Origin of the sequence: Kosakonia sp. LAM2021, assembly GCF_016620385.1 — a bacterium.
Taxonomy (GTDB): domain Bacteria; phylum Pseudomonadota; class Gammaproteobacteria; order Enterobacterales; family Enterobacteriaceae; genus Kosakonia; species Kosakonia sacchari.
Genome location: NZ_JAENHT010000005.1, coordinates 273838 through 299860 on the forward strand (window position 1 = coordinate 273838; position 26023 = coordinate 299860).

The window sequence follows — 26023 nt, forward strand, 5'->3', positions numbered from 1 at the left end:
GGCGCTGCGGCGCCCGTTACTCCTGGAGATACGCATGTTTGATTTACTCCTGCGCCGGGCGCGTCTGGTTGACGATACGGTGACGGATATCGCCATCGCGGCGGGCAAAATCGCGGCGCTTGGCGATATCGACGGCCCGGCGGCGAAAAGCGTGGATTTACGCGGCGAACACTATGTCAGCGCCGGGTGGATCGACTCCCATGTCCACTGTTACCCGAACTCACCCATTTATCATGACGAGCCCGATAGCGTCGGCATTCAGACCGGCGTTACTACGGTGATTGACGCCGGGAGCACCGGCGCGGACGACATTGATGATTTCTATGCCATTACCCGTAAGGCTTCAACGGACGTCTATGCGCTGCTGAATATCTCGCGCGTCGGGCTGATTGCGCAAAACGAACTGGCGAACCTGAATAATATCGACGCCGACGCCACGCGTGGGGCCATAAAACGTCACCCGAATTTTATTGTCGGCCTGAAAGCGCGCATGAGTAGCAGCGTGGTCGGCGACAACGGCATCACGCCGCTGCAACGCGCCAAAGCCATCCAGCAACAGAATGGCGATTTGCCGTTGATGGTGCATATTGGCAACAACCCGCCAAACCTCGATGAGATTGCTGAGTTGCTGACTTCCGGCGACATCATTACCCACTGCTATAACGGCAAGCCGAACCGCATTCTGACGCCAACCGGCGAACTGCGCGCCTCGGTAACGCGCGCCATTGCGCGCGGTGTGCGCCTTGATGTCGGGCACGGCAGCGCCAGCTTCAGCTTTGCGGTAGCGCAGCAGGCTATTGCGCTTGGGATTTTGCCACAGACCATCAGTTCCGACATTTACTGCCGCAACCGTATTGATGGCCCGGTGCGCTCGCTGGCGAATGTGATGTCCAAATTCCTCGCCATTGGCATGTCGCTGCCGCAGGTGATCGCCTGTGTGACCGACCACGCCGCCGATGGCCTGCGCCTGAAGCATAAAGGGCGTCTTGCCGTGGGTTTCGACGCCGACCTGACCATTTTCGATCTGAAACGCCAGCCGGTGCTGTTCACCGATGCGGAAAACGAAACCCTACAGGCCGAACAGATCCTCACGCCGCTTGCCGCCATTCGCGCGGGCAAGGGCTATATGACCGAACAAGGGAGTGCCGAACATGCCTTCGATTTATGATAAGTACCAGCTAAAACAGGTGATTAATGCCTCCGGGCGCATGACGGCGCTCGGCGTTTCCACGCCGCGCCCGGAAGTGGTCGACGCTGTAGTCAGCGGCATAAATCACTACTTCGAAATGAAAGACCTGGTGAATAAAACCGGCGAGTACATTGCAAAACTGCTGGATGTCGAAGGCGCGACCGTGGTGTCGTGCGCTTCCGCAGGAATTGCCCAGTCCGTCGCCGCCGTGCTGGTGAAAGACAGCGACTGGCTGCTGGAAAACCTGCACAGCACGCCGATTGAGAACAACGAAATCGTGCTGCCGCGCGGGCACAACGTTAACTTTGGCGCACCGGTAGGCACCATGGTGGCGCTGGGCGGCGGCAAAGTGGTGGAAGCCGGTTATGCCAATGAATGCTCCGCCGATCAACTGGCGGCGGCGATCTCGCCGCGCACGGCAGCGATCCTCTTTATCAAATCTCATCACTGCGTACAAAAAAGCATGCTCAGCGTGGAGCAGGCCGCTGTGGTAGCTCGCAAACACAACCTGCCGCTGATTGTTGATGCGGCGGCAGAAGAGGATTTGCAGTGTTATTACCGCGCCGGTGCGGATTTGGTTATCTACAGCGGCGCAAAAGCGATTGAAGGGCCAACCAGCGGGCTGGTGATCGGCAAAACGCAGTATGTGGAGTGGGTAAAACGCCAGACGGCGGGCATTGGTCGGGCGATGAAAGTGGGCAAAGAGGGCATTCTCGGCCTGACCTGTGCCATTGAGCATTATCTTTCTGCCAGCAAAGAGAGCGGGGCGGAAATGGTCGCCAAAATGACACCGTTTATCGACCAGCTAAACACGCTGAAAGGCGTGAGCGCCCGCGTGGTGTGGGACAGCGCCGGGCGCGATATTGCCCGCAGCGAAATCAAATTTGATGAAGCCGTCACCGGTATCGCCACCGGCGAGCTGGTCAGCACCCTCAAACAGGGGGAATACGCCATTTACTTCCGTGGTTATAAAGCCAACGAAGGGATTATCGAAGCCGATGTGCGCAGCGTCACCGCTGAGCAACTGGCGATTGTGTATCGCCGCATCGCCGAAGAACTGAACAAGGGATCAAACGCATGAAACTGACGCCAAATTTTTACCGTGACCGCGTATGCCTGAACGTGCTGGCGGGAAGCAAAGAGAACGCCAGCGCGATTTACGAGGCCGCGGAAGGCCATGTGCTGGTCGGCGTGCTGTCGAAAAACTACCCGGATGTAGCGAGTGCCGTCGCGGATATGCGCGACTACGCGGCGCGTATCGATAATGCGCTTTCCGTTGGCCTTGGCGCGGGCGATCCGAACCAGTCGGCCATGGTCAGCGCCATTTCCCGTGAAGTACAACCGCAGCACGTTAACCAGGTGTTCACCGGCGTGGCGACCAGCCGCGCGCTACTCGGGCAGAACGACACGGTGGTTAACGGTCTGGTTTCGCCAACTGGCACGCCGGGAAGGGTAAAAATTTCCACTGGGCCGCTGAGCAGCCAGGTGCCAGACGGCATTGTGCCGGTGGAAACCGCCATTGCACTGCTAAAAGATATGGGCGGCAGCTCCATTAAGTACTTCCCGATGGGCGGGCTGAAATGCCGCGACGAATTTATCGCTGTGGCGCAAGCCTGCGCACGACATGATTTCTGGCTGGAGCCGACCGGCGGTATCGATCTGGACAACTTCAGCGAAATCCTGCAAATCGCGCTGGATGCGGGCGTTCGCAGAGTGATCCCTCATATTTACAGTTCGATTATTGATAAGGCGAGTGGCGACACGCGCCCGGCGGATGTTCGCCAGTTGCTGGACATGACCAAAACATTGGTGAAGTAAACGATCTTCCCTCCCGATACGGGAGGGAAACTCCCCCTCGTCACGTAAGGAGCCACCATGCTTACCGCTCGTCATCTGCTTACCGTTTCACTTTCTCTGCTGGCGACCAGCGCCATGGCACAAACGCAGTACGCCTGGGTGGGAACCTACAACCCAAACGGCGAAGGGCTTTATCGCTTTACCGTGGATCCGCAATCTGGCGCGCTTGGCAATAAAACGCTGGTCAGCCCATTGCCGAATGCGGCGCAGCTAACGGTGGCGCGGGATGGTAAAACGCTCTATCTCGCCAGCGAGGTGGAAAAGGGCGCGGTGCAGGCGCTGCATATTGGCGATAACGGTGAGCTGAGTGTGCTGAACCAGGTGGCGTCTGGCGGTGCCGGACCGGTCTATCTGTCACTAACGCCGGATGGGCGCTTTTTGCTGGTGGCGAACTATGTCAGCGGATCGATTGCCGTGCTGCCGGTGAAAGCGGATGGTAGCCTCGGCGAAGCGGTGGATACGCGTCAGGATCAGGGCGAACCGGGCGCGGCGAAACCGGCTGCGGCGGTGGAAGGCAGTTTTGCGATTAGCGATCATAATGGTCCGCATGCGCATATGATCGCCGCCGATCCAAGCGGGAAATTCGTCTTTTCCACCGATCTGGGGCTGGATCGCATTTATCAGTATCAGTTTGATGGCAAAACGGGCGCGTTAACGCCGAATGATCCACCCTTTATTAGCGCCTCTTCGCAAGGTGCCGGGCCGCGCCATTTTGTGTTCACGCCAAAGGGCGATGGCCTGTGGTTGATAAATGAAGAAGCCTCGACGCTCACGCACTATGCGCTGAACAAAACCTCCGGCACGTTGCAGCCGGGGAAAACCTTTTCGGCGCTGCCAAAAGAGTACAAAGGCACCAGTTTTGCCGCCGGGCTGGTATTAAGTGGTGACGGTAAACAGCTGTATGTCGCCAACCGGTTGCATAACAGCATCGCGCACTTTACGGTGAAAGCCGATGGTTCGCTTACCCATCAGGACGATGTCTGGACACGCGGCGATTACCCACGCACGCTAACGCTGGCGGATAATGGCCGCTGGTTATACGTGATGAACCAGCGCAGCGATAACATCACCCGTTTTCGCGTGGAACGCGACGGGAAACTGCATTTTGAGCCGGACTACACGCCGGTAGGCAGCCCATCTCAGATGGTTATTTCATCTCACCCTTAAGCCTGGAGAGCGACGTGCGATTCCCGAACCAACGTTTGGCGCAACTGTTTATGATGTTGCAAAACGAGACGCTACCGCAGGATGAGCTGGCACAGCGCTTGTCGGTCTCGACGCGTACCGTTCGGGCCGATATCACCGCACTGAATGCGCTACTGCTGCACCATGGCGCGCAGTTTATTTTGACGCGCGGCAGCGGCTATCAACTGAAAATTGATGACGCCACGCGTTACCAGAGCTTGCAGGCGGCGCGCCCGCGCGCGCTGCGCATTCCGCGTAGCGGGCCGGAGCGCGTGCATTATCTGGTGGTGCGTTTTCTCACCTCTGCGTTCTCGCTCAAGCTGGAAGATCTGGCGGATGAGTGGTTTGTCAGCCGCGCCACGCTGCAAAATGATATGACCGAGGTGCGGGAGTGGTTTTCCCGCTACCGTCTGACGCTGGAAACGCGCCCGCGCCACGGCATGAAACTGTTTGGCAGCGAAATGGCGCTGCGCGCCTGTTTGACGGATCTGCTGTGGGAACTGGCGCAGCAAAATGCGGATAACCCGCTGATCATCGAAGAGGCGCTCAATCCGGGTGTGCCAGAGGCGCTGGCTGCCATTCTGCATGACTGTTTTAACCGCCACCATATTCGCCTCACGGATGAGGGCGATCTGTTTATCCGCCTCTACTGCGCGGTGGCGGTCCGCCGTATCAGCGAGGGCTATCCTCTCTCTGAATTCAGCGCCGAAGATGGGGACGAAAATGTCAAAGAGGCTGCGCGGGATATCTCCGCCGCGCTGCAACAACTGGCGGGAAAACCGCTGGCGGCGGCGGAAGAGCACTGGCTGCGGGTGCATATCGCCGGACGGCGCGTGCAGGAGATTGCGCCCAGCGCCATCAGCGCCGATGACGACGAAACGCTGGTCAACTACATTCTTGGCTACATCAACACGCACTATAACTACAACCTGCAAAACGATGACCAGTTGCACGCGGATCTGCTCACCCATATCAAAACCATGATCACCCGCGTGCGCTACCAGATAATGATCCCTAACCCATTGCTGGATAACATTAAACAGCACTATCCCATGGCGTGGGATATGACGCTGGCGGCGGTCTCCAGTTGGGGGAAATACACGCCGTATGTGATCAGCGAAAACGAGATCGGTTTTCTGGTGCTGCATATTGGTGTCGGCCTTGAGCGCCATTACAACGTGGGTTATCAGCGCCAGCCTCGCGTGTTGCTGGTGTGCGATGTTGGAAATGCGATGGTGCGGATGATTGAAGCGGTGCTGGCGCGTAAATATCCGCAGATTGTGGTGACGCGCACCGTGACGCTGCGTGAGTACGAGCAGTGCGACGGTATCGCGGAGGATTTTGTTATCTCCACCGCGCGGGTAAATGAAAAAGATAAGCCGGTCGTCACCATCGCGCCGTTTCCCAGCGAGTATCAACTGGAGCAGATCGGCAAGCTGGTGCTGGTAGACAGAACGCGCCCGTGGATGCTGGAAAAGTATTTTGATGCCGCACATTTCCGCATCATCGATGGCGCGATGGATCAACAAACGCTGTTCAACACTTTGTGCCATCAATTGCAGGATGAAGGCTTTGTCGATGCGGAGTTTCTCGATTCGGTGGTCGAGCGCGAAGCGATTGTTAGCACCCTGCTTGGCGAGGGCATCGCGTTGCCGCACGCCCTCGGGCTGCTGGCGAAAAAAACGGTGGTCTACACCGTGCTGGCGCCGCAGGGGATCGCGTGGGGCGATGAAACTGCGCATGTCATCTTCTTGCTGGCGATCAGCAAGAGCGAATATGAAGAGGCGATGGCGATCTACGATATTTTCGTCACCTTCCTGCGCGAGCGCGTGACGGCGCGACTCTGTGCCTGTGCGGATTTCGCGTCGTTTAAACGCGTGGCGATGGAGTCGCTGAGCCGCTTTTGAGCCAATGCCGGGGCGCTTTCACGCCCCGTGCCCGTTAACCATCGGTAGAGCGGGTAAGCGCCTCCCATGCGTCAATCTCCGCAGTGAGTGCCGCCAGTTTTTCACGCACCAGGCTGAGCGCATCGCTGCCCAGCAGCAGGTGCGCGGGCGGTGTGTCGCTGTCTATTATCGCCAGCATGGCGCGAGCTGCTTTGACGGCATCGCCGGGCTGTTTCCCGCTTTTTTCCTCGCGCGCCTGGCGAATCGGATCAAAAAGCGCATCGTAATCGGCAATGGCGCGAGGCGTGCGCATCATTGAGCGTCCGGCCCACTCGGTACGAAACGATCCCGGCGCTACTGCCGTCACGTGGATGCCAAAAGACTTCACCTCTTTGCCTAACGTTTCGCTGATCCCTTCCAGTGCGAATTTGCTGCCGCAGTACCAGGCGATCCCCGGCATGGTGATATAACCTCCCATCGAGGTGATATTGATAATGTGCCCGCTGCGGCGCTGGCGCATGCCGGGTAGCACGGCTTTCATCATGGCCGCGGCGCCAAATACATTGACGTCGAATTGGCGGCGCATCTCTGCAAGCGAGGACTCTTCCATGATCCCTTCATGGCCGTAACCGGCGTTATTTACCAGTACGTCGATGGCCCCGATGCGTGATTCAACCTCTGCGATCACGTCAGTGATTTGCGCGAAATCGGTGACGTCAAGCAGGCGGGCAAATGCCCGGTCAGGATGCAGGGCTTCAAATGCCTGCTGCGCTTCGCGGTTGCGCACCGTACCAATGACCTTGTGACCCGCAGCCAGTGCTTCCTGAGCCAGCGCGCGACCAAAGCCGCTGCTGACGCCAGTGATAAAAAGTGTTTTTACAGATGACATAACGTCTACTCCCATGAAAAATGGAAGCTGCATAGTATTCTCTGACCTGCTGGCTTTTTAGGCCATATCTTCTCTTTTTATTGCCTGATCTTATGAGGTGCGCGATGTCTGACATGATCGCGAGGTTAATGGAACTTGCCCCGCAGGAGGGGTACAACCTGACCGCGCTGGCGGATGTGCGTATTTTGCGTTCCGATCGCCCGCTGGCCCGCACGCCGGTGCTCTACGATCCGGGGATCGTGATTGTCTGCCAGGGCAGCAAGCGGGGATATTTCGGTCAACAGATCTATCTTTATGACGAGCAGCACTACCTGGCGGTATCGGTTCCTGTGCCTTTTGTGATGGAAACGGATGCATCGACAGATCACCCGCTGCTGGCGATTTACATGCATTTGGATTTTCAGGTTGCCGCAGATGTGATGCTGCAAATTGAACAGCACGGCTTTCCACTATTATCCGCTGCGCCGCAAAGTATGATCTCCAGCCCGATGGACGAGACACTGAAAACAGCGGTGCTGCGTTTACTGGAAACGCTCGGTAACCCGCTTGAGGCGGCGATCCTTGGCCCGGCGCGGGTACGAGAACTCTATTTTCGTGTGTTGACCGGCGCACAAGGCAATGCAATGCGTGCCGCGTTAGCCTTGCAGGGGCAGTTCGGTAAAATTGGCAAAACGCTGCGTTACATTCACGCGACATATGCAGAACCCTTATCGCTGAGGCAACTGGCTCAGCAAGCCGGGATGAGCGTGCCGACATTCCACAGCCATTTCAAAGCGATAACCCGGACGCCGCCGATGCAGTATGTAAAATCGGTGCGACTGCACCAGGCGAGGATGTTAATGGTTCGCCAGCGACTCACTGCCGCAGGGGCCTGTTACGCTGTCGGTTACGAAAGCCCGTCACAGTTTAACCGCGAATTCAAACGGCTCTTCGGTTTACCGCCAGCGGAGGAGGTCAGACGTATGCAAAACAGTTTTGCCGTTCCTCCGGCGCATTCAGCGTCGGAATATATCTCGTCGCACTGAAAGAGCGAGAATGAGAGCGGCTTTCCACAAATGCGTGTAATGCGCATGTAATGCTATATTGCATTACACATTCTCTTTTTACCGGAGGCATAATGGCGACGTTAAATGTTCGACTGGATGACAAACTCAAAGAAGAGGCCTGGCGCGTGCTGGAAAAAATCAATATCACCCCAACCGAAGCCGTTCGCTTACTGTTTCAATATGTCGCTGAAAACGGGCGTATGCCGATCAAAACAGTGACGGTGAGCGAGGACGAATCGGCGTTGCTGGAGATTGTCCGGGAGCGGCTGGCGAACCCGCAAAAAGGCATCAAGGTTAATCTGGATGAATTATGAGCTGGTGTTTGATCCCCGCGCATACAACGAATGGAAAAAACTCGGTGCCACGGTAAAAACACAGTTCAAAAAGAAACTGGCAGATGTGCTGATTCAACCAAGAATTGAAAAGGCCCGACTGCATCAATTTCCGGATTGCTACAAGATCAAATTACGATCATCAGGCTACCGGTTGGTCTATCAGGTCAGAGACCATGTGGTGACGGTATTCGTTGTGTCTATCGGTAAACGCGAAAAAGCAGCCGCTTATCAAGATGCCAGTAAGCGGCTCTAGTGTGGTCAACGCAAGTGATGCACCACCTGGTTGCTGCTGCCGCGCCAGATAAGCATCGGGTCTTTCAGATCCTGAACGAATTTGCCGTCGATCAGCACGTTGATCAACCCGACCACCTCCCGCTGCGCGGCGTTCAGTTCGTCCATTTTGTAACCGGTCCACACCCAGATATCTTTACCGGGGCACTCGACGCGGATGCGGGTCACCAGCTTTAAAATATCCGGCACGTTTTGCGGGTGCAGCGGATCGCCGCCGGAGAGCGAAATCCCCTGGCGTTTGATGCGCGTATCGTTGAGATCGGCAATGATCCGATCTTCCATTTCTGCGGTAAACGGCACGCCGGAATTCAGCCGCCAGGTGCTTTTGTTGTAGCAGCCAGGGCATTCATGTACGCAGCCGGAGACAAACAGCGTGCAGCGCGTGCCGGGGCCGTTGACGATGTCGACTGGGTAGTATTGGTGGTAATTCATGTTTCCTCGTCGCATTTGGCGCTGTAGCTGCGTTGGCTACTCTCGCGCACCCGGGGCACTTACTTATGTAAGCTCCCCGGGATTTACTCATTTGCCGCCTTGCTACAACGTCAACTGCTTAGAGGAAACGTATCAGACAGAAATTGTAGCGGCAGAAAACGTAGGCCCGATAAGCGTAGCGCCATCGGGCAATCAGGTACGGTGACGTCACTGACCATGTGCCCGGCGCGGGTAAACGCCATTTACCGGGCGACAGAGACGTTAACCGATTTGCCCGTTGCCGAGGTGTTTCACGCGGCGTTTCACTTCTTCTTGCTTGCCAGCGTTGAACGGACGTGCATCCGGGCTACCGAGGTAGCCGCAAACGCGGCGGGTAACGGAGACACGGGAGGCGTCGTGGTTACCGCATTTCGGGCAGGTAAAGCCTTTACTGGTGCATTCGAACTCGCCGGTAAAACCGCACTCGTAACACTCATCAATTGGCGTGTTGGTACCGTAATACGGCACATGCTGGTAGCTGTAATCCCAGACATCTTCCAGTGCGCGCAGGTTGTGCTGAATGTTCGGGTACTCGCCGTAGCAGATAAAGCCACCGCTGGCTAACGGCGGGTACGGCGCTTCGAAATCGATTTTGTCGTACGGATTCACCTTTTTCTCGACATCAAGGTGGAAGCTGTTGGTGTAGTAACCTTTATCGGTTACCCCTTCCACGACGCCGAAATCAGCGGTATCGATACGGCAGAAGCGGTCGCACAGGTTTTCGCTCGGTGTGCTGTAAAGGCTAAAACCGTAGCCGGTCTCCTCTTTCCACTGATCAACCGCCTGGCGCAGACGTTCAACAATCGCCACGCCTTTGGCGCGCAGTGCTTCGCTGTCGTAGATATGTTTATTGCCAGACAGCGCGTTGATCGTTTCGTGAATGCCGATATAACCCAGCGAAATCGAGGCGCGACCGTTTTTAAAGATGGGCGCAATATCGTCGTCCGCTTTCAGGCGCACCCCGCAAGCCCCTTCCATATAGAGGATTGGCGCAACGCGGGCTTTCACCCCTTCGAGGCGCGCGATACGGGTCATCAACGCTTTTTTCGCCAGTTGCAGGCGGCTGTCGAGCAGTTTCCAGAACGCCGCTTCATCACCTTTCGCTTCCAGCGCGATGCGCGGCAGGTTAAGGCTGATGACGCCGAGGTTGTTGCGCCCGTCGTGTATTTGTTCGCCGTTCTCTTCATACACGCCAAGGAAGCTGCGGCAGCCCATCGGCGTTTTAAACGAGCCGGTCACTTTCACGACCTGATCGTAATTGAGGATATCCGGATACATGCGCTTGCTCGCGCACTCCAGCGCCAGCTGTTTGATGTCGTAGTTCGGATCGTCGAACTTGTGATTCAGGCCGTCGCGAATAGCGAACACCAGTTTCGGGAACACGGCGGTTTTACGGTTTTTACCCAGACCCGCAATGCGGTTACGCAGGATCGACTGCTGGATCAGGCGGGATTCCCAGCTGGTACCCAGCCCGAAACCGAAGGTGACAAACGGTGTCTGGCCGTTCGCGGTGTGCAGGGTGTTAACTTCATATTCCAGCGACTGGAACGCGTCGTAACACTCTTTCTCGGTGCGGCTGCGCGCATAGCCGTCGGCATCCGGAATGTTCCACTCGGTGGCGACTTTGCGGTGTTTTTCGAAGCTGGCGCTGACGAACGGTGCCAGCACTTCATCGATCCGGTTAATGGTGGTGCCGCCATAAATGTGGCTGGCGACCTGAGCGATGATCTGCGCGGTAACCGCCGTGGCGGTGGAGATCGATTTTGGCGGTTCAATCTCCGCGTTGCCCATTTTAAAGCCGTGGGTCAGCATGCCTTTCAGATCGATCAGCATACAGTTGAACATCGGGAAGAACGGGGAATAGTCGAGATCGTGGTAGTGGATCTCACCGCGTTCGTGCGCCAGTACCACATCGCGCGGCAGCAAATGCTGGCGAGCGTAGTGTTTGGCGACAATGCCCGCCAGCAGATCGCGCTGGGTCGGGATCACTTTACTGTCTTTGTTGGCGTTCTCATTGAGCAACGCCGAGTTGGTTTGCTCAACAAGACCGCGAATATCCTGGTTCAGACGGCCACGTTTTTCTCGGGCGATATCGCGATCGTGGCGATACTCAATGTAGGCGCGCGCCAGTTGTTTGTGCGGCCCGGACATTAACTGGTTTTCGACGGCAGTCTGGATTTCGCTAATATCGACCTGCGATCGGCCCTGCATCTGACGACTAATTACCTCTGCGACGGTGGCGCAATAGTCTGCGTCATCGACTCCCGCTGCTTTAGCTGCACGCAAAATTGCTTCTTGTATGCGCTCTGAGTTGAAAGGCACTTTACAGCCATCTCGTTTCATCACATGCGGTGTCATGATCACTCCATTTTAGAAAACAGGTTATCCACAATAGGAGGACGCGCAGACTGGCTGGTTATTCATTACTAAAACCAATAAGTTCGTCCCATCCAGGCCCGTGTTATCCACAGCGTGTATCGCTTTCGCGGTGGTCAGCTTGTTCGAATAGTAGTCGATTAATACAACATATAGGGCCGGGGTGCATTCTAATTTCTATATATAGTGATTTGCATCAAACATGTTTGCGTTTTTATTGACTCAGGACAAAGTAAAAACCGGATAGCGCAGAGGACGGGCACTCAGAGGAAATGTAAATTTAGCCTTTCTCATTTTGACTAAAAATTCAACAAAAACAGCAGGTTTATGCCTGCTGTTTTTTTGCGCCAGGGAAGTGAAAAACGCTTATTTTTGATGCCACCAAACGGCTTCGAACGGTCGCAGGGTCATTTCACCTGGAACAGGGGAAATTTCCGCATAGTTGCTGATGATAACCTGCCAGTCTCCCGGCAAGGTTTCTGGCCGCCACGGCTGGAATTGATTGCTGAGGTTGGCGATAACCAACAACGTTTCTCCCTGCCACTGACGGCGGTAACACCATAAGTGCGGGTGAGTGGGGAGCAGATCCTGATAATCGCCCCAGGTGAGTATCGGCAAGTTTTTCCGCAGGCGAATCAACGACTGATAGGTATAGAACACCGAATCGCGATCGTTGACCGCGTTTTCGACATTGATTTCCCGATAGTTATCGCACAGCCCAATCCACGGATCGGCGGTGGTGAAACCGGCGTTTTTGCGCGCGGTCCACTGCATCGGCGTGCGGCTGTTATCGCGCGATTTACTGGCGAGGATCGCCAGCAACTCTTCAGGCTCGCGCCCGGCTGCACGCAGTTCGGCAAACATATTCTGGCTTTCCACATCGCGATAATCGGTAATGCGCACAAAATGCGGGTTGGTCATACCGATCTCTTCGCCCTGATAAATGTACGGCGTGCCCTGCATGCCGTGCAGCACCAGCGCCAGCATTTTGGCAGCAGGCACGCGCAACGCACCCTCATCGCCAAAGCGCGACACAATGCGCGGTTGATCGTGGTTACACCAGAACAGCGCATTCCACGCTACGTTGTGCATTCCTTGCTGCCAGTGGCGGAACAGCGATTTCAATGCCACAAAATCCGGTTTCGCCAGCGACCATTTTTCGCCGTCAGGGTAGTCGACTTTCAGATGGTGGAAGTTAAACGTCATCGACAGCTCGCTGCCGTCGAGTGCGCCGTAGCGCTGGCAATGTTCCAGCGTGGTGGATGACATCTCACCAACCGTCATCAGCTCGCGCGGGCGAAAAACCTCACGGCTCATCTCCTGCAAAAACTCATGGGCGCGTGGGCCATCGGTATAAAAACGTCGCCCGTCGCCGCTGTGATCGTCGGGGAAATCCTGCTGTTTGGAGATTAAATTCACCACATCGAGACGCAAACCGTCGACACCGCGATCGGCCCAGAAGGTGCAGACTTTTTTCAGCTCGTCGCGTACCGCCGGGTTTTCCCAGTTGAGATCGGCCTGCTCCGGCGCGAACAGATGTAAATAGTACTGACCGCTCTGGCTGTGCCAGCGCCATGCGCTGCCGCCGAATTTCGATCGCCAGTTATTCGGCGGCGTTTCTGGTTCACCGTCGCGCCAGATATAGAAAGAACGGTATGGGCTGGCCGGATCCTGCGACGCCTGGAACCAGGCATGCTGGGTCGAGGTGTGGTTGAACACCATATCCAGCACCAGGCGGATACCGCGCTGGTGCGCCTGAGCGACCAGTTCATCAAAGTCTGCCAGTGTGCCGTAAAGCGGATCGATGGCGGTGTAATTCGCCACGTCGTAGCCGTTATCCACCTGCGGGGAGATATAAAATGGCGTCAGCCAGATGGCATCGACGCCGAGGGTTTGTAAGTAGTCGAGGCGCGTAATCACGCCGCGTAAATCGCCGGTGCCAGTACCGGTCGTGTCCTGAAAACTTTTTGGGTAAATCTGGTAGATAACGCCGTTTTGCCACCAGTGGGGAAGGGTATTCATCATGATTTCCTGCGAAAACGAAGGGGCGCAAACGCGCCCCAAAAATTACACAATCTGCAATGTGCCGTGACGGAATTTACGCTGATAAACAAAGGAGGTCAGCACCAGCGGGATGACAACCGCCACCGCTGTAGCCAGTGCGAAGACCTGCCAGAAAGCGGGTTGAATCGAGAGAAAACCCGGCAGACCCGCCACGCCAATCCCGTTCGCCAGCACACCGTTAAGACCGCACAGCAACCCGGCAAGTCCGGAGCCGATCATCGCGCACAGCATCGGGAAGCGGTATTTCAGGTTGATGCCGTACATGGCGGGTTCGGTGACGCCGAGAAACGCGGAGATAGCTGCCGGAACCGAGATTTCACGCTCATTCTCTTTACGGCTGGAGATAATGATGCCCACCACCGCCGAGGCCTGCGCAACATTTGATAGCGCAATCAGCGGCCACACCGGTGTCCCGCCCATGTTCTGAATCATCTGCATGTCGATAGCCAGCGTGGTCTGATGCACACCGGTAATCACCAGCGGCGCATAAAGGAAACCAAACAGTGTCGCGCCAATCGGGGCGAAACTGCCTGTCATCAGATGGCGAACCGCCCACGCCACGCCGTCACCAATCATGCGACCGAACGGGCCGATTAACGCATGCGCCAGGAACACCGCCAGGATCAGCGAGCACACCGGGACAATCACCAGATAGAGGGAATCCGGCACCAGCTTTTTGAGCCGCGTTTCAATAATGCCGAGCGCCAGCCCCGCCAGCAGCGCCGGGATCACCTGCGCCTGATAGCCCACTTTCGCGATGCTGAACAAACCAAAGTTCCACACTTCCGGCACTTGCGAACCCAGTAAATACGCATTCATCAACTGTGGCGAAACCAGCGTCACGCCGAGGATGATACCGAGGATTGGCGTCCCGCCCATTTTGCGCACCGCAGACCAGCAAACGCCGACCGGCAAATAGAAGAAGACCGCTTCACCAATCAGCCAGAGAAAGTCATACACGGTTTTCAATGACGGAAATATCTGCACCAGCGTCTGGCCGTTGCTCATCGGGACATCGCCGACAATGTTGCGAAAACCGAGGATCAAACCGCCGCTAATCAGCGCGGGCAGTAGCGGGAAGAAGATTTCCGCGAAATGGGAGATTAAGCGCTCATGCCATTTCATATTTTGTCGCGCTGCCTGTTTGGCCTGCTCTTTATCAGCATGGGCCAGACCGGTGGCGGCGCGCAGCGCCTGATAGTAGTCGCCGACGTTGGTGCCAATCACCACCTGGAACTGCCCGGCGTTGGTGAAACAGCCTTTGACCATCGGTAGCTGATCAATCGCTTTTGGGGCGGCGGCGGCCGGGTTGTTTAATACAAAACGCAAACGGGTAATACAGTGACTGACAGTCGCGATGTTTTCGCGCCCGCCAACCAGGGCAATAAGTCGTTCAATATCTGATGGATTTACTTTGCTCATCCTGGTGCCTCTCGGGGGGAGAAATGATGCGTAACTTGACCGAGGCAAAGCGTAACCGCAGGCAAAAAAATTAAAAATGGGAACGTTCCCGAAACTTGGCGAGGATCACAATAAACGATAAAGCGGCTTAAACGAGGCGGGCAGGGATCACGATTTGGCGAGGCGTGGCGCGGCCATTTACCTGTTCTATTAATTGCGCGGCGGCCTGGCGACCCGCTTCGGCGTAACCCGGATCAACGGTGACAATTTCCGGGTGCAGAAACTTCATCAGCGGCGTGTTGCCGACGCTGGCCAGTTGAAGATTATCAATGCGCTGTTCCTGCAAATATTTACTGGCACCGAGCGCCAGCGTATCGGTCGCGCAGAGCAGCGCGGTGGTGTCAGGGGTTAAAACGTTGGCGACATGTTCATAACCCTGCTTCATGGCAAGGCCCGGTAAGGCGAACGTGGGTTCGAGCTGGTGTTTTTGACAAAACGCCATATACGCGTCGTGGCGGCGTTTGCCGGTGGTGGCATCGCTGTGCGGTACGCCAATAAAACTGATATGGCGATGCCCACGGGCATAAAGATTTTCCATTAACAGCTGGATTGCGCCGTCATCGTCGTAACAGACCGAGGCGAAACCACTGGCGTCGCGCGCCAGCAGCACCAGCGACGACTGCCAGGCCGTGAGCAGGCTTTCGGTGACGCCGGTAAAGCCAAACAGCACCACGCCATCAATATTACGGTGGCTCAGCATCTGCAAATGCTCTTCGACTAACTGCGGCGAAAACTGGCTTTCCATCATAATCGGGTCATACCCCTGTTCGTAAAACGCCGGAAGCATGGTCTGTACGGCAAGGTTTTCCGAGAGCGAATCCAGACGCGAAACAATAATCGCCACCACTTTATCGCTCTGTCCACGCATGGCGCGCGCGGAGCGGGAAGGGGAAAAACCGTGCTGATTGACCACCGCTTCCACCCGTTCGCGTGTGCGCTGGCTTACGCCGCTTTCGTTATTCAGCACACGGGAAACAGTGGATTTGCCCACGCCGCTTAAGCGTGCGATGTCTTTGATTGTCAGCCGGTTTTGCATACTTCAATCCTTTCCTGATGGGGGCGGGTTGCAGGATAAAGGAGTTTTGCATCCCTTCCAAGCGCCAGCAATGAGCAAAGTCTGGTTTATGCACTTTGTGCTACCGATTGATGGCGTGTATACGTTTGGTTTAATTCAGCGGAGCTATGATACCGCTACGTTATGATTCGCCCTTCACACCTTACCGGAGGCCAGATGGATCCCGATCCCACCCCTCTCCCGCGACGGAGATACTTTCTCCGGTAAGCCTGCTGTTGCTGCCTTACCGGATGCGTAAGGCAGCGACGTCGTTTTCGTCCCTGCCCGATTAAAAAACGCCAACTGGCGCGGCTTTGTTACGCCAGTTGTCAAGCGCACCCGCGTGACGCGGGGGCAAGGACACTATCATGCTGAAAAACATTACCCGGCAGCTTTTCGCTCGCCTCAACCGCCATTTACCGCGTCGTCTGGTGCAGCGCGATCCGCTTCCCGGCGTACAACATGTTGCGCAGGGCACTATCCCCGCCTCGATGGGCGAACGCTGCCTGCAAATTGCTGCGATGGAACACGATAAGCTCTGGCAAACCTTTGCCAGCCACCCGGAAGGGCTGAACTCGCAGGAAGTGGAACTGGCGCGGGAAATCCACGGCGAAAACCTGATTCCGGCGCAGAAACCCGCCCCCTGGTGGGTGCATCTGTGGGTGTGCTATCGCAACCCGTTTAACCTGCTGCTGACCTGCTTAGGCATTATTTCCTATGCCTCGGAAGATCTGTTCGCCGCCTGTGTGATTGCGCTGATGGTGGCGATTTCTACACTGCTCAACTTCCTGCAAGAGGCGCGTTCTACCAAAGCGGCCGATGCGCTGAAAGCAATGGTCAGCAACACCGCGACGGTGCTGCGCGTGGTGAATGAGAAGGGTGAAAATGGCTGGTGCGAATTGCCTATCGACCAACTGGTGCCGGGCGATATCGTCAAGCTGGCCGCAGGCGATATGATCCCGGCGGATCTGCGCGTGTTGCAGGCACGGGATCTGTTTGTCGCCCAGGCTTCGCTGACCGGCGAATCCTTGCCGGTAGAGAAAGTGGCGGCCACGCGCCAGGCCGCGCAGCGCAACCCGCTGGAAGCCGATACGCTGTGCTTTATGGGCACCAATGTGGTGACCGGCACGGCGCAGACGATGGTCATCGCCACCGGCGGCAATACCTGGTTTGGCCAACTGGCCGGGCGTGTCAGTGAGCAAGAAACCGAGCAGAACGCCTTTCAGAAAGGCATCAGCCGCGTCAGCATGTTGTTGATCCGCTTTATGCTGGTGATGACGCCGATTGTGCTGCTGATCAACGGCTTTACCAAAGGCGACTGGTGGGAAGCGGCGCTGTTTGCGCTGTCGGTTGCCGTGGGGTTGACGCCGGAAATGTTGCCGATGATTGTCACCTCCACGCTGGCGCGCGGTGCGGTGAAACTGTCGAAACAGAAAGTGATCGTCAAGCATCTGGACGCCATCCAGAACTTTGGCGCGATGGATATCCTCTGTACCGATAAAACCGGCACCCTGACGCAAGACAAAATTGTGCTGGAAAATCATACGGATATCAGCGGTAAAGTCAGCGAACTGGTGCTGCACAGCGCCTGGCTGAACAGCCACTACCAGACCGGGCTGAAAAACCTGCTGGATACCGCCGTGCTGGAAGGTGTGGACGCGGAAGCGGCGCAAACGCTGGCGGCGAGCTGGCGTAAAGTGGATGAGATCCCCTTTGATTTCGAACGCCGTCGCATGTCGGTAGTGGTGGCGCAGCAGGCGGATGTTCATCAACTGATTTGCAAAGGCGCGTTAACGGAGATCCTCAGCGTCTGCTCGCAGGTACGTTTCAACGGCGAAATCTTCCCGCTGGATGACACCATGCTGCGCCGCATTGAGCGCGTGACCAGCACACTGAACCGTCAGGGGCTGCGCGTGGTTGCGGTTGCCACCAAATATCTGCCAGCGCGTAGCGGTGACTACCAGCGTATTGATGAATCGGATCTGATCCTCGAAGGCTACATCGCCTTCCTCGACCCGCCGAAAGAGACAACAGCACCGGCGTTGAAAGCGCTGAAAGCCAGCGGTATCACCGTCAAAATCCTCACCGGCGACAGCGAGCTGGTGGCGGCGAAAGTGTGCCACGAAGTGGGGCTGGAAGTGGGCGATGCGCTGACGGGGAGCGAAATTGAGCACATGAGCGATGATGAACTGGCGCAAATGGCGAAGCACATCACGCTGTTCGCCCGCCTGACGCCGATGCATAAAGAGCGCATTGTCCGTTTGCTGAAACGCGAAGGGCACGTGGTCGGTTTTATGGGCGATGGCATAAACGACGCCCCGGCGCTGCGCGCTGCGGACATTGGTATTTCCGTCGATGGCGCGGTGGATATCGCCCGCGAAGCGGCCGATATTATTTTGCTGGAAAAGAGCCTGATGGTGCTGGAAGAGGGGGTGATTGAAGGGCGCCGTACTTTTGCCAACATGCTGAAATACATCAAAATCACTGCCAGCTCCAACTTCGGTAACGTCTTCAGCGTGCTGGTGGCGAGCGCGTTTCTGCCGTTTTTGCCAATGTTGCCGCTGCACTTGCTGATCCAGAACCTGGTCTATGACGTCTCGCAGGTGGCGATCCCGTTTGATAACGTCGATGACGAGCAGATCGCCAAACCGCAGCGCTGGAATCCGGCGGATCTGGGCCGTTTTATGATCTTCTTCGGTCCGATCAGTTCGATCTTCGACATCGTGACGTTTTGCGTGATGTGGTGGGTGTTTAAAGCCAACGTGCCGGAAGCGCAAACCCTGTTCCAGTCCGGCTGGTTTGTGGTTGGTTTGCTGTCGCAAACACTGATTGTGCATATGATCCGCACCCGCCGCGTGCCTTTTATCCAGAGCCGCGCCGCCTGGCCGCTGGTGGCGATGACGCTGATGGTGATTTGCGTCGGCATCGCGCTGCCGTTCTCGCCGCTGGCGCAATACCTGCAATTGCAGGCGCTGCCGTTGGCCTATTTTCCGTGGCTGGTGGCGATCCTCGCAGGTTACATGACGCTCACGCAGTGGATGAAAGGATTCTACAGCCGCCGCTACGGCTGGCAGTAAATATGCAATTGAACCCGGCTTGTGCTGAGTGCTCAGGCCGGGTATTTCTCTCAATTCCCGCAAGCTGTGATCCCCATCGCCCGGCGCGCTTGACGCTCCTGAGGGCGCATGTTAACAAAATGTTTTCCCTCGCCTGACGTCGTCTGAAGGAACATTTATGTTGCGTTACAGCCTGTTAACTGCCGGGTTGCTGCTCGGTTCTTCCGCTTTTGCTGCCCCCGCGGGCGACTTGCCGCTGATGCCGTGGCCGGCTAAGGTTGAACGTCCGGCAACGCAGGGCTCGCTGGTCCTGACGGACACGCTCTCTGTCAGTGTCAGCGGTGACGATCTGGGCGACGCCGTTACGCGATTGCGCCAGCGCATCGCCCGGCAAACCGGCTGGACGCTACAACCGCAGGCCGAAAAACCGCAACATCCCACCATTTCGATAACTATCGCCAAAAAAGTGGCGCCGCTGCCGAAGCTGGATAGCGATGAGCACTACACACTGACCATCGATGCGAATGGCGTGCAGATCGCCGCAAATACCCGCTTTGGCGCACTGCGCGCCATGGAAACCTTGCTCCAGCTGATACAAAACGGCACGGAAAATACCACCTTGCCGTGGGTGACCATTGACGATTCGCCGCGCTTCCCATGGCGCGGTTTGCTACTCGATTCCGCCCGTCATTTTGTGCCGGTCGAGGACATCAAACGGCAGATCGACGGCATGGCGGCTGCGAAACTGAACGTGCTGCACTGGCATTTAACCGACGACCAGGGCTGGCGTTTTAGCTCGAAGCGCTACCCCAAACTGACGCAGCTTGCCAGCGATGGTCTCTTTTACAGCGAAGAACAAATGCGCGATGTGGTGCGCTACGCCACGGCGCGCGGCATTCGCGTGGTGCCGGAAATCGACATGCCGGGACACGCGTCGGCGATTGCCGTCGCCTACCCGGAACTGATGAGCGCGCCGGGGCCGTATCAGATGGAGCGCCACTGGGGCGTACTGAAACCGGTGTTGGATCCAACAAAAGCGGCGACTTATACCTTTGCGGAGGCGATGGTCAGCGAACTGGCGGCGATCTTCCCGGATGCCTATCTGCACATTGGCGGCGATGAGGTGGACGATACGCAGTGGAAAAACAACCCGGCTATCCAGCAATTTATGCGCGACAACAAACTGGCCGACAGCCACGCGTTGCAGGCCTATTTCAACCGCAAACTGGAGGCGATCCTCGAAAAACATCAGCGCCAGATGGTGGGCTGGGATGAGATCTTCCACCCGGATCTGCCCAAAAGCATTGTTATCCAGTCCTGGCAGGGGCAGGACGCGCTGGGCGAGGTGGCAAAGCAGGGTTACAAAGGCATTCTCTCTACCGGTTTTTACCTCGATCAGCCGCAGTACACCGCCTATCACTATCGCAATGAGATTGTGCCGCAGGACTTAAATGGCGTGGATGTGATTGCCGATAACGACAGCGCGCAAAGCTGGTCGTTTTCGATGCCGCGCCTGAAAGGCAGCCCGGTGGAAGGGACATTTACGCTGGTGAAAGGCGAAAGTGGATGGCGCGGATTTATTGATTTCAAAGACAAATCCCGCCGCGCCGTGCAGCATATCGACTGGCGCAGCGATCGCCAGGTGAGTTTTGTCGTCGATACGTGGATGGGCGAAACCCGCCCGGTCATCACTCTCACCGACGATAAACTCGGTGGTTACTTCCTGTTGGGTAACGCACGTTATCCGGTTACCGGCGCAAGGCTAAACGAGGTGCCGAAAGGGGTTGCGCCCGCCATACCGGACGCCAGCCAGCAGGCGAATTTACTGGGGGGCGAAGCCGCGCTGTGGGCGGAAAATGTGGTCGCGCCGGTGCTGGATATTAAACTGTGGCCGCGCGCGTTTGCCGTGGCGGAACGTTTATGGTCGGCGCAGGATGTGAACGACACCGACAGCATGTACAGCCGTTTGCAGGCAATGGACAACTGGTCGACAGTATCGGTCGGCCTGCAACAGCACAACCAGCAGCTGGTGCAGTTCACGCGCCTTGCGAACAGCGCCGATACCTTGCCGCTGCAGATCCTCGCCCAGGCTGTCGAACCGGCACACTACTACACGCGCCAGCATCTGAAATTCCAGGCTGGTAACTATCATCAGTTTGAGCCGCTGAACCGCTTTGCCGATGCGCTGGCACCGGAGAGCAGTACCGTTCGCCAGATGAACCAGTGGGTCGACAGACTGGTGAGCGATGCGGAAGACGGCACCAGCGCCGTGGCGCTGCGCCATCTCTTTAGCCGCTGGCAGGGTAACACCAGCGACGCGCTGGCGCTCAGCGACAGCAACTATCAGCTAAAAGCGATGCGCCCGGTGATTTTGCAGGTGGATAAGCTCGCTACCATTGGGCTGCGCCTGACGGATTTGGTGGCGCGTCAGGGGACGCTGGATGATGGCGAAATAGCGTCTATTCAACAGGAGCTGGATAGCGCGGCGCAGACTCAGGACGAAGTGGTGATAGCGGCGGTCTATCCGCTGGAAAAACTGCTGCGCGCTACGCGCAACCGGTGAACGTTTGGGTGATAAGCGTACATAAATTGATTCCCTGGAAGGGTGTACCCATTTCTTCGAAAGAAATCACTGGCAACCTGTGAGATTTAAATTCAAAGGTAAGCGGGTAGAGCCAAAACCGGTCGCGTTTTAATTTGGCAATAAAAAAGGCAGCGTAAGCTGCCTTTTATCTCTCGCTTCGCCGCCATTAACGGCGAACGGCGATGGCTTCAATCTCGATTTTCACGTCTTTCGGCAGACGCGCGACTTCCACGCAGGAACGCGCCGGGAAGCTGGCGTTATGTTCGTTGAAAAAGGCTTCATAGGTGGCGTTAACGGTAGCGAAATCGTTGAGATCTTTCACGAAAACGGTGGTTTTCACGATGTCGCCCACTTTCAGACCCGCCGCTTCAACAATCGCTTTCACGTTGTCCAGCGACTGACGCGCTTGCGCCGCCACATCTTCCGGTACGCTACCGGTTTTCGGATCAACCGGGATCTGACCCGAGGTCAGGATCATGTTGCCAAGATCAACAGCTTGAACATAAGGGCCAATCGCTGCTGGCGCGTTTTCCGTGGCGATAACTTTGGTCATAATAACTCCTGAATGACAGCGGTATTGAGGTTCCGCCCCATTATAGGGAGGGAAAAACGCAATACCAACCGCAATTAGTTGGCCAGCACCACATGGTGCGAGAACTCTTTCTCACAATATTTGCACTTCAGCGCGATGTCGCTTTCGCGTTTTTTCACCGCAAAGCTGGAGGCAACTGGCTCCGCATGGCTGATGCAGTTGCTGTTCGGGCACACCAGCACGCCAGTAATGCGCTCCGGCAGGCTCGGGCGCGATTTGCCCACCACTTCATACTCATCAATGCGGTTAACGGTGGCCTGCGGCGCGTACAGCGCCAGTTGGTTTACCTGCTCGTCGGTAAGAAACGTGTTCTCGATCTTGATCAAATCTTTGCGCCCCATCTCGCCGGACGGCAGATTCAGGCCGATGGTGATGCGCTGATCGGTTTCCGTCAGCTTAAACAGCGTCAGCAGTTTAAACCCGACGCGCGCAGGGATGTGGTCAATCACGGTGCCGCGTTTGATGGCTTCGACCTGCAGTTTGTTATCGTGTGTCATTGTCGTTTCTCCTTACAGCGCCAAGTCGCGATTGAGAACCAGCGCCAGCAGAGCCTGGCGCGCGAAAATACCGTTACCGGCCTGCTGGAAATACCAGGCGTGCGGCGTTTTATCTACGTCGGTAGTAATTTCATCCACGCGCGGCAGCGGGTGCAGCACCTTCATATTGCTGCGCGCGTTGGTTAAGTCGCTGGCGCGCAGGACAAACTGGGCTTTGACGTTGGCATATTCCGACGGGTCCAGACGCTCTTTCTGCACGCGCGTCATATAGAGAATATCCACCTCGGCCATCACCTCTTCGATGCTGGCGTGTACGCTCCAGGCCATGCCTTTTTCGTCCAGCATATCGAGAATGTACTGCGGCATTGCCAGCGCGTCCGGGGCGATAAAGTAGAAACGGTTGCCGCTGAATTTCGCCAGCGCCTGCGCCAGCGAATGCACGGTGCGGCCATATTTCAGGTCGCCGACCATCGCGATATTGAGGTTCTCAAGGCGGCCTTGTGTTTCCTGAATCGTGAACAGATCGAGCAGCGTTTGCGTTGGATGCTGGTTAGCTCCGTCACCGGCGTTGAGCACCGGAATGCCGCCGGAAAACTCGGTTGCCAGACGCGCCGCGCCCTCCTGCGGATGGCGCATCACAATGGCGTCCACATAGGTGCTGATCACCGAAATAGTGTCGGCCAGCGTTTCGCCTTTTTTACCCAGCGACGTATTGCTGCTGTCGGAGAAACCGACCACGCTCGCGCCAAGGCGGTGCATGGAGGTTTCAAACGATAAACGCGTGCGGGTGGAGGCTTCAAAGAAGCAACTGGCGATCACTTTATGCTTGAGCAACTCCGGCTGCGGGTTGGCCTTCAGTCGTGCGGCGGTGTGTAGCACCAGTTCGAGTTCTTCGCGGCTGAGATCGTTTATGGAAATGATATGTTTCTGATATAGCGGGTTAGCCATGGTTATCTCCTGACGACTGCGCAAAAAAAAGCCCCTCAATAGAGGGGCTGTGGAATTCGGTGATCAACGGGAAGGAAAACGGCAGGCCAGCGCCTTTTTTCAGACGCGGTAAGACAGTTTGTCGTACACACTGATTCATGCTTCCTCCCGGCAAATTGTCCCGGATTATACGCAGCTGTTTTCGCGGATCAAGCGATTGATGCACATTTTACGCAATGCAAACGGTTCTCTTTGAATATTAATGCGTTCTAAGTAAATAATTAATTTGCTTATGCACCAGCGCCGTATGCTTCACGATTCTTGGCGCGACCCAGACGATACTGCTTCCTGCCACCACGCCGAGGATCTCCGGCAACTGGTGATAATCCAGGATGCGTGCCACTGCGCGACCATATCCCGCCACGGTATGAATAAGGATAAATTCGCTATTATGCTCAACGCTAACCACCATTTCGGAGATGGAGCGGGCGGCATCCGGCACCGGGCGCAACTGCGGATTCAGCGAATAAATTTTTTGTCCTTTGGCGTTGCGAATTTTGATGACACCGAGCAGTGTCAACAGGCGAGAAACGGTGGACTGGCTGATACTGTCGAAGCCGTGGCGCTGCAAATCGCGGCGGATCTCTTCCTGTGAAAGATAACTTTTTTCGCTAATCAGGCGCTGGCAGACCGCCAGTTGTAGCTGCTCTTTCGGTGAATAATCTCCATATTCCATCATCTCTTTTCCCGTATTGGTTGCCGAAACAAAATGCCCGGCAACGCCATGCTTACCGGGCCTGTATATTATCCACAGACCGGGTAAGCAAAGCGCCACCCGGCGCGCTACAGCAGAGCGCCAAGGCTGAGTGCCGCCATGATCACCACCGTCAGTATCGCCAACAATGGCGCGACCCATTTCAGGTAGCGCACATAGGGAACATGGGCGATAGCCAGCCCACCCATCACTACTGCCGACGTCGGCGTCACCAGGTTGACGATGCCGGACGCCGATTGGTAAGCAGTAACGACCAGATCGCGGTTGACGTTAGCGAAATCGGCCAGCGGCGCCATAATCGGCATCGTCAGCACCGCAAGTCCAGAGGACGAGGGCACGAGGAACGACAGCACCACTTCCAGCCAGTACATAACGTTGATAAACGCGACGGTGGATAACCCGCTGACCATGCCTTCGGCACTGTGCAAAATAGTATGAGTAATCATACCTTTATCCATGATCACTACGATACCGCGGGCAATGCCGATAATCAGCGCTACGCCCAGCAGATCTCGCGCGCCGTTGATAAATGTTGAGGTCAACTCCTCTTCGCTCATGCGGGCGATCAAACCCACGATGATGGCGCTTGCCAGAAACACCGCCGAGATCTGCGCCATCCACCAGCCGAGCACCGCCACGCCGTAGATCATCACCACAAAGGCCAGCGCGAAAATAAGCAGGATCAGTTTGCGCACCGGGGTGAATTCGAGCATCTCCGGCGATTTGTTGCCGAGGAAAAACGCGCGATCCTCTTCCTGTTTGTCGGCGACGATCGACAGCGCCGGGTTGGCGCGCACGTTGCGGGCGTAGCGCATCACCCACGCAACGCAAATCACCCAGCCAATCACCAGCAGCGCAACACGCAGCAGGATGCCGTGGGTGAACGGGATCCCGGCGGCATTAGCGGCGATCACTGTGGCGAACGGGTTGATGGTCGATCCCAGCGTGCCGATCCCCGCGCCGAGCAGCACGGTGGAGGCGGCGACAACCGGATCAAAACGGGCGGCGAGCATCACGGGAACCAGCAGCGTATAAAACGGCAGCGACTCTTCGGCCATACCGTAGATGGTGCCGCCTGCGGCGAACAGCGCCATCAGGATCGGGATCATCCACTCTTCACGACCACGCAAGCGGGTGGTGACGCGCTCGATCCCGGCGTCAATCGCGCCCGTTTTGGTGACGATGCCCAGAAATCCGCCGATGATCAGAATAAACAGTGCCACATCGATTGCGCCCGCCTGGCCGGTATCGGGATCGTAAAGACCGCTTATTGGCGCCATGATCACGGCGATTAACCCTTGAGGATGCGCGGCGACATGCGCATAAGTACCGGCAATCGGTACTTCTTTACCGAGGGCTGGGTTCATTGCCATCTGGTATTGCCCGGCGGGGATCACCCAACTGAGCGCGGCGACAATGGCAATCAACAAAAAGAGAATGGTGTAAGCGGAAGGGAACTTGAACTTGCCCATGATGTGCTCCTTAACC

The 26023-nt window shown here is 56.5% G+C and carries 24 protein-coding genes; 12 read left to right on the forward strand and 12 right to left on the reverse strand.

The genetic code is table 11. From position 1 onward, the window contains the following. Positions 1-34: 34 nt before the first annotated feature. From JKP81_RS13625 to JKP81_RS13645, 5 genes are read left to right on the forward strand one after another with little or no spacing between them, the layout of a single operon-like run. Positions 35-1168: an amidohydrolase/deacetylase family metallohydrolase gene (locus JKP81_RS13625; RefSeq protein ID WP_200552157.1), complete on the forward strand. Its 1134-nt coding sequence runs from the start codon at positions 35-37 to the stop codon at positions 1166-1168. Continuing rightward, positions 1152-2270, forward strand: a complete 1119-nt coding sequence (locus JKP81_RS13630; RefSeq protein WP_200552158.1) for a DgaE family pyridoxal phosphate-dependent ammonia lyase — start codon at positions 1152-1154, stop codon at positions 2268-2270. Before JKP81_RS13625 ends, JKP81_RS13630 begins: the two co-directional genes overlap by 17 nt. Next, a complete protein-coding gene (locus JKP81_RS13635; RefSeq protein ID WP_200552159.1) occupies positions 2267-3007 on the forward strand; it encodes a KDGP aldolase family protein in 741 nt (246 codons plus the stop codon). The genes JKP81_RS13630 and JKP81_RS13635 overlap by 4 nt, the downstream gene beginning before the upstream one ends. Before the next feature lie 57 nt (positions 3008-3064). Beyond that, complete coding sequence (locus tag JKP81_RS13640; protein ID WP_200552160.1) at positions 3065-4213, forward strand: lactonase family protein; 1149 nt, start codon at positions 3065-3067, stop codon at positions 4211-4213. 14 nt (positions 4214-4227) lie between these two features. Continuing rightward, positions 4228-6138: a PRD domain-containing protein gene (locus JKP81_RS13645; protein ID WP_200552161.1), complete on the forward strand. Its 1911-nt coding sequence runs from the start codon at positions 4228-4230 to the stop codon at positions 6136-6138. Positions 6139-6172: 34 nt separating this feature from the next. Here JKP81_RS13645 and JKP81_RS13650 read toward each other — a convergent pair whose 3' ends face one another. Continuing rightward, positions 6173-7006, reverse strand: coding sequence for an oxidoreductase (locus tag JKP81_RS13650; protein WP_200552162.1), 834 nt, complete (start codon positions 7004-7006; stop codon positions 6173-6175). A gap of 104 nt (positions 7007-7110) precedes the next feature. Here JKP81_RS13650 and JKP81_RS13655 point away from each other — a divergent pair, with 104 nt between their 5' ends. From JKP81_RS13655 to JKP81_RS13665, 3 genes are all read left to right on the forward strand, one after another. Beyond that, positions 7111-8031 carry an AraC family transcriptional regulator gene (locus JKP81_RS13655; RefSeq protein ID WP_200552163.1) on the forward strand — a complete coding sequence of 307 codons (921 nt, stop codon included), beginning with the start codon at positions 7111-7113 and terminating at the stop codon, positions 8029-8031. Between the two features lie 92 nt (positions 8032-8123). Further along, positions 8124-8366, forward strand: a complete 243-nt coding sequence (locus JKP81_RS13660; protein ID WP_200552164.1) for a type II toxin-antitoxin system RelB/DinJ family antitoxin — start codon at positions 8124-8126, stop codon at positions 8364-8366. Continuing rightward, positions 8356-8640 (forward strand): type II toxin-antitoxin system RelE/ParE family toxin, encoded by a 285-nt coding sequence (locus JKP81_RS13665; protein WP_200552165.1) that lies wholly within the window; start codon positions 8356-8358, stop codon positions 8638-8640. The genes JKP81_RS13660 and JKP81_RS13665 overlap by 11 nt, the downstream gene beginning before the upstream one ends. A 5-nt stretch (positions 8641-8645) precedes the next feature. On the opposite strand, the gene nrdG is transcribed toward JKP81_RS13665, so the two are convergent. The 5 genes from nrdG to treR all read right to left on the reverse strand — a co-directional run bounded on the left by nrdG (position 8646) and on the right by treR (position 16086). Further along, a complete protein-coding gene (gene nrdG / locus JKP81_RS13670; RefSeq protein WP_200552166.1) occupies positions 8646-9110 on the reverse strand; it encodes an anaerobic ribonucleoside-triphosphate reductase-activating protein in 465 nt (154 codons plus the stop codon). 261 nt (positions 9111-9371) lie between these two features. After that, the gene (nrdD, locus tag JKP81_RS13675; RefSeq protein WP_065369955.1) at positions 9372-11507 is read right to left on the reverse strand and encodes an anaerobic ribonucleoside-triphosphate reductase; all 2136 of its coding nucleotides are present in this window, start codon (positions 11505-11507) and stop codon (positions 9372-9374) included. A gap of 384 nt (positions 11508-11891) precedes the next feature. Then, positions 11892-13547 carry an alpha,alpha-phosphotrehalase gene (gene treC / locus JKP81_RS13680; protein WP_200552167.1) on the reverse strand — a complete coding sequence of 552 codons (1656 nt, stop codon included), beginning with the start codon at positions 13545-13547 and terminating at the stop codon, positions 11892-11894. Positions 13548-13592: 45 nt separating this feature from the next. After that, positions 13593-15011: a PTS trehalose transporter subunit IIBC gene (gene treB / locus JKP81_RS13685; RefSeq protein ID WP_200552168.1), complete on the reverse strand. Its 1419-nt coding sequence runs from the start codon at positions 15009-15011 to the stop codon at positions 13593-13595. A gap of 127 nt (positions 15012-15138) precedes the next feature. Further along, positions 15139-16086, reverse strand: a complete 948-nt coding sequence (gene treR / locus JKP81_RS13690) for a trehalose operon repressor TreR (protein ID WP_017459093.1) — start codon at positions 16084-16086, stop codon at positions 15139-15141. A gap of 195 nt (positions 16087-16281) precedes the next feature. Here treR and mgtL point away from each other — a divergent pair, with 195 nt between their 5' ends. From mgtL to JKP81_RS13705, 3 genes are all read left to right on the forward strand, one after another. Continuing rightward, positions 16282-16332, forward strand: coding sequence for a mgtA regulatory leader peptide MgtL (gene mgtL, locus JKP81_RS23760; protein WP_370568881.1), 51 nt, complete (start codon positions 16282-16284; stop codon positions 16330-16332). A gap of 140 nt (positions 16333-16472) precedes the next feature. Beyond that, positions 16473-19181, forward strand: coding sequence for a magnesium-translocating P-type ATPase (mgtA, locus tag JKP81_RS13700; RefSeq protein ID WP_200552169.1), 2709 nt, complete (start codon positions 16473-16475; stop codon positions 19179-19181). Between the two features lie 157 nt (positions 19182-19338). Then, positions 19339-21723: a beta-N-acetylhexosaminidase gene (locus tag JKP81_RS13705; RefSeq protein WP_200552170.1), complete on the forward strand. Its 2385-nt coding sequence runs from the start codon at positions 19339-19341 to the stop codon at positions 21721-21723. 187 nt (positions 21724-21910) lie between these two features. Here the strand turns inward: JKP81_RS13705 and ridA are convergent, their stop codons facing one another. From ridA to JKP81_RS13725, 4 genes are all read right to left on the reverse strand, one after another. After that, a complete protein-coding gene (gene ridA, locus JKP81_RS13710) occupies positions 21911-22297 on the reverse strand; it encodes a 2-iminobutanoate/2-iminopropanoate deaminase (protein ID WP_017459089.1) in 387 nt (128 codons plus the stop codon). Positions 22298-22371: 74 nt separating this feature from the next. Then, positions 22372-22833, reverse strand: a complete 462-nt coding sequence (pyrI, locus tag JKP81_RS13715; RefSeq protein WP_017459088.1) for an aspartate carbamoyltransferase regulatory subunit — start codon at positions 22831-22833, stop codon at positions 22372-22374. 12 nt (positions 22834-22845) lie between these two features. Continuing rightward, positions 22846-23781, reverse strand: a complete 936-nt coding sequence (gene pyrB / locus JKP81_RS13720) for an aspartate carbamoyltransferase (protein WP_065369960.1) — start codon at positions 23779-23781, stop codon at positions 22846-22848. Next, on the reverse strand, positions 23774-23920 hold the full coding sequence (locus tag JKP81_RS13725; protein WP_020456307.1) for a pyrBI operon leader peptide: 147 nt from the start codon (positions 23918-23920) through the stop codon (positions 23774-23776). The genes pyrB and JKP81_RS13725 overlap by 8 nt, the downstream gene beginning before the upstream one ends. Between JKP81_RS13725 and JKP81_RS13730 the strand changes: the two genes are divergently transcribed. Continuing rightward, entirely contained in the window at positions 23900-24016 is a 117-nt protein-coding gene (locus JKP81_RS13730) for a hypothetical protein (protein ID WP_086872930.1), read from the forward strand. The genes JKP81_RS13725 and JKP81_RS13730 overlap by 21 nt on opposite strands. Positions 24017-24019: 3 nt before the next feature. Here the strand turns inward: JKP81_RS13730 and JKP81_RS13735 are convergent, their stop codons facing one another. Then, a complete protein-coding gene (locus tag JKP81_RS13735; protein ID WP_200552171.1) occupies positions 24020-24499 on the reverse strand; it encodes an arginine repressor in 480 nt (159 codons plus the stop codon). 104 nt (positions 24500-24603) lie between these two features. Beyond that, positions 24604-26007 (reverse strand): YfcC family protein, encoded by a 1404-nt coding sequence (locus JKP81_RS13740; RefSeq protein ID WP_200552172.1) that lies wholly within the window; start codon positions 26005-26007, stop codon positions 24604-24606. Positions 26008-26023: the final 16 nt, after the last annotated feature.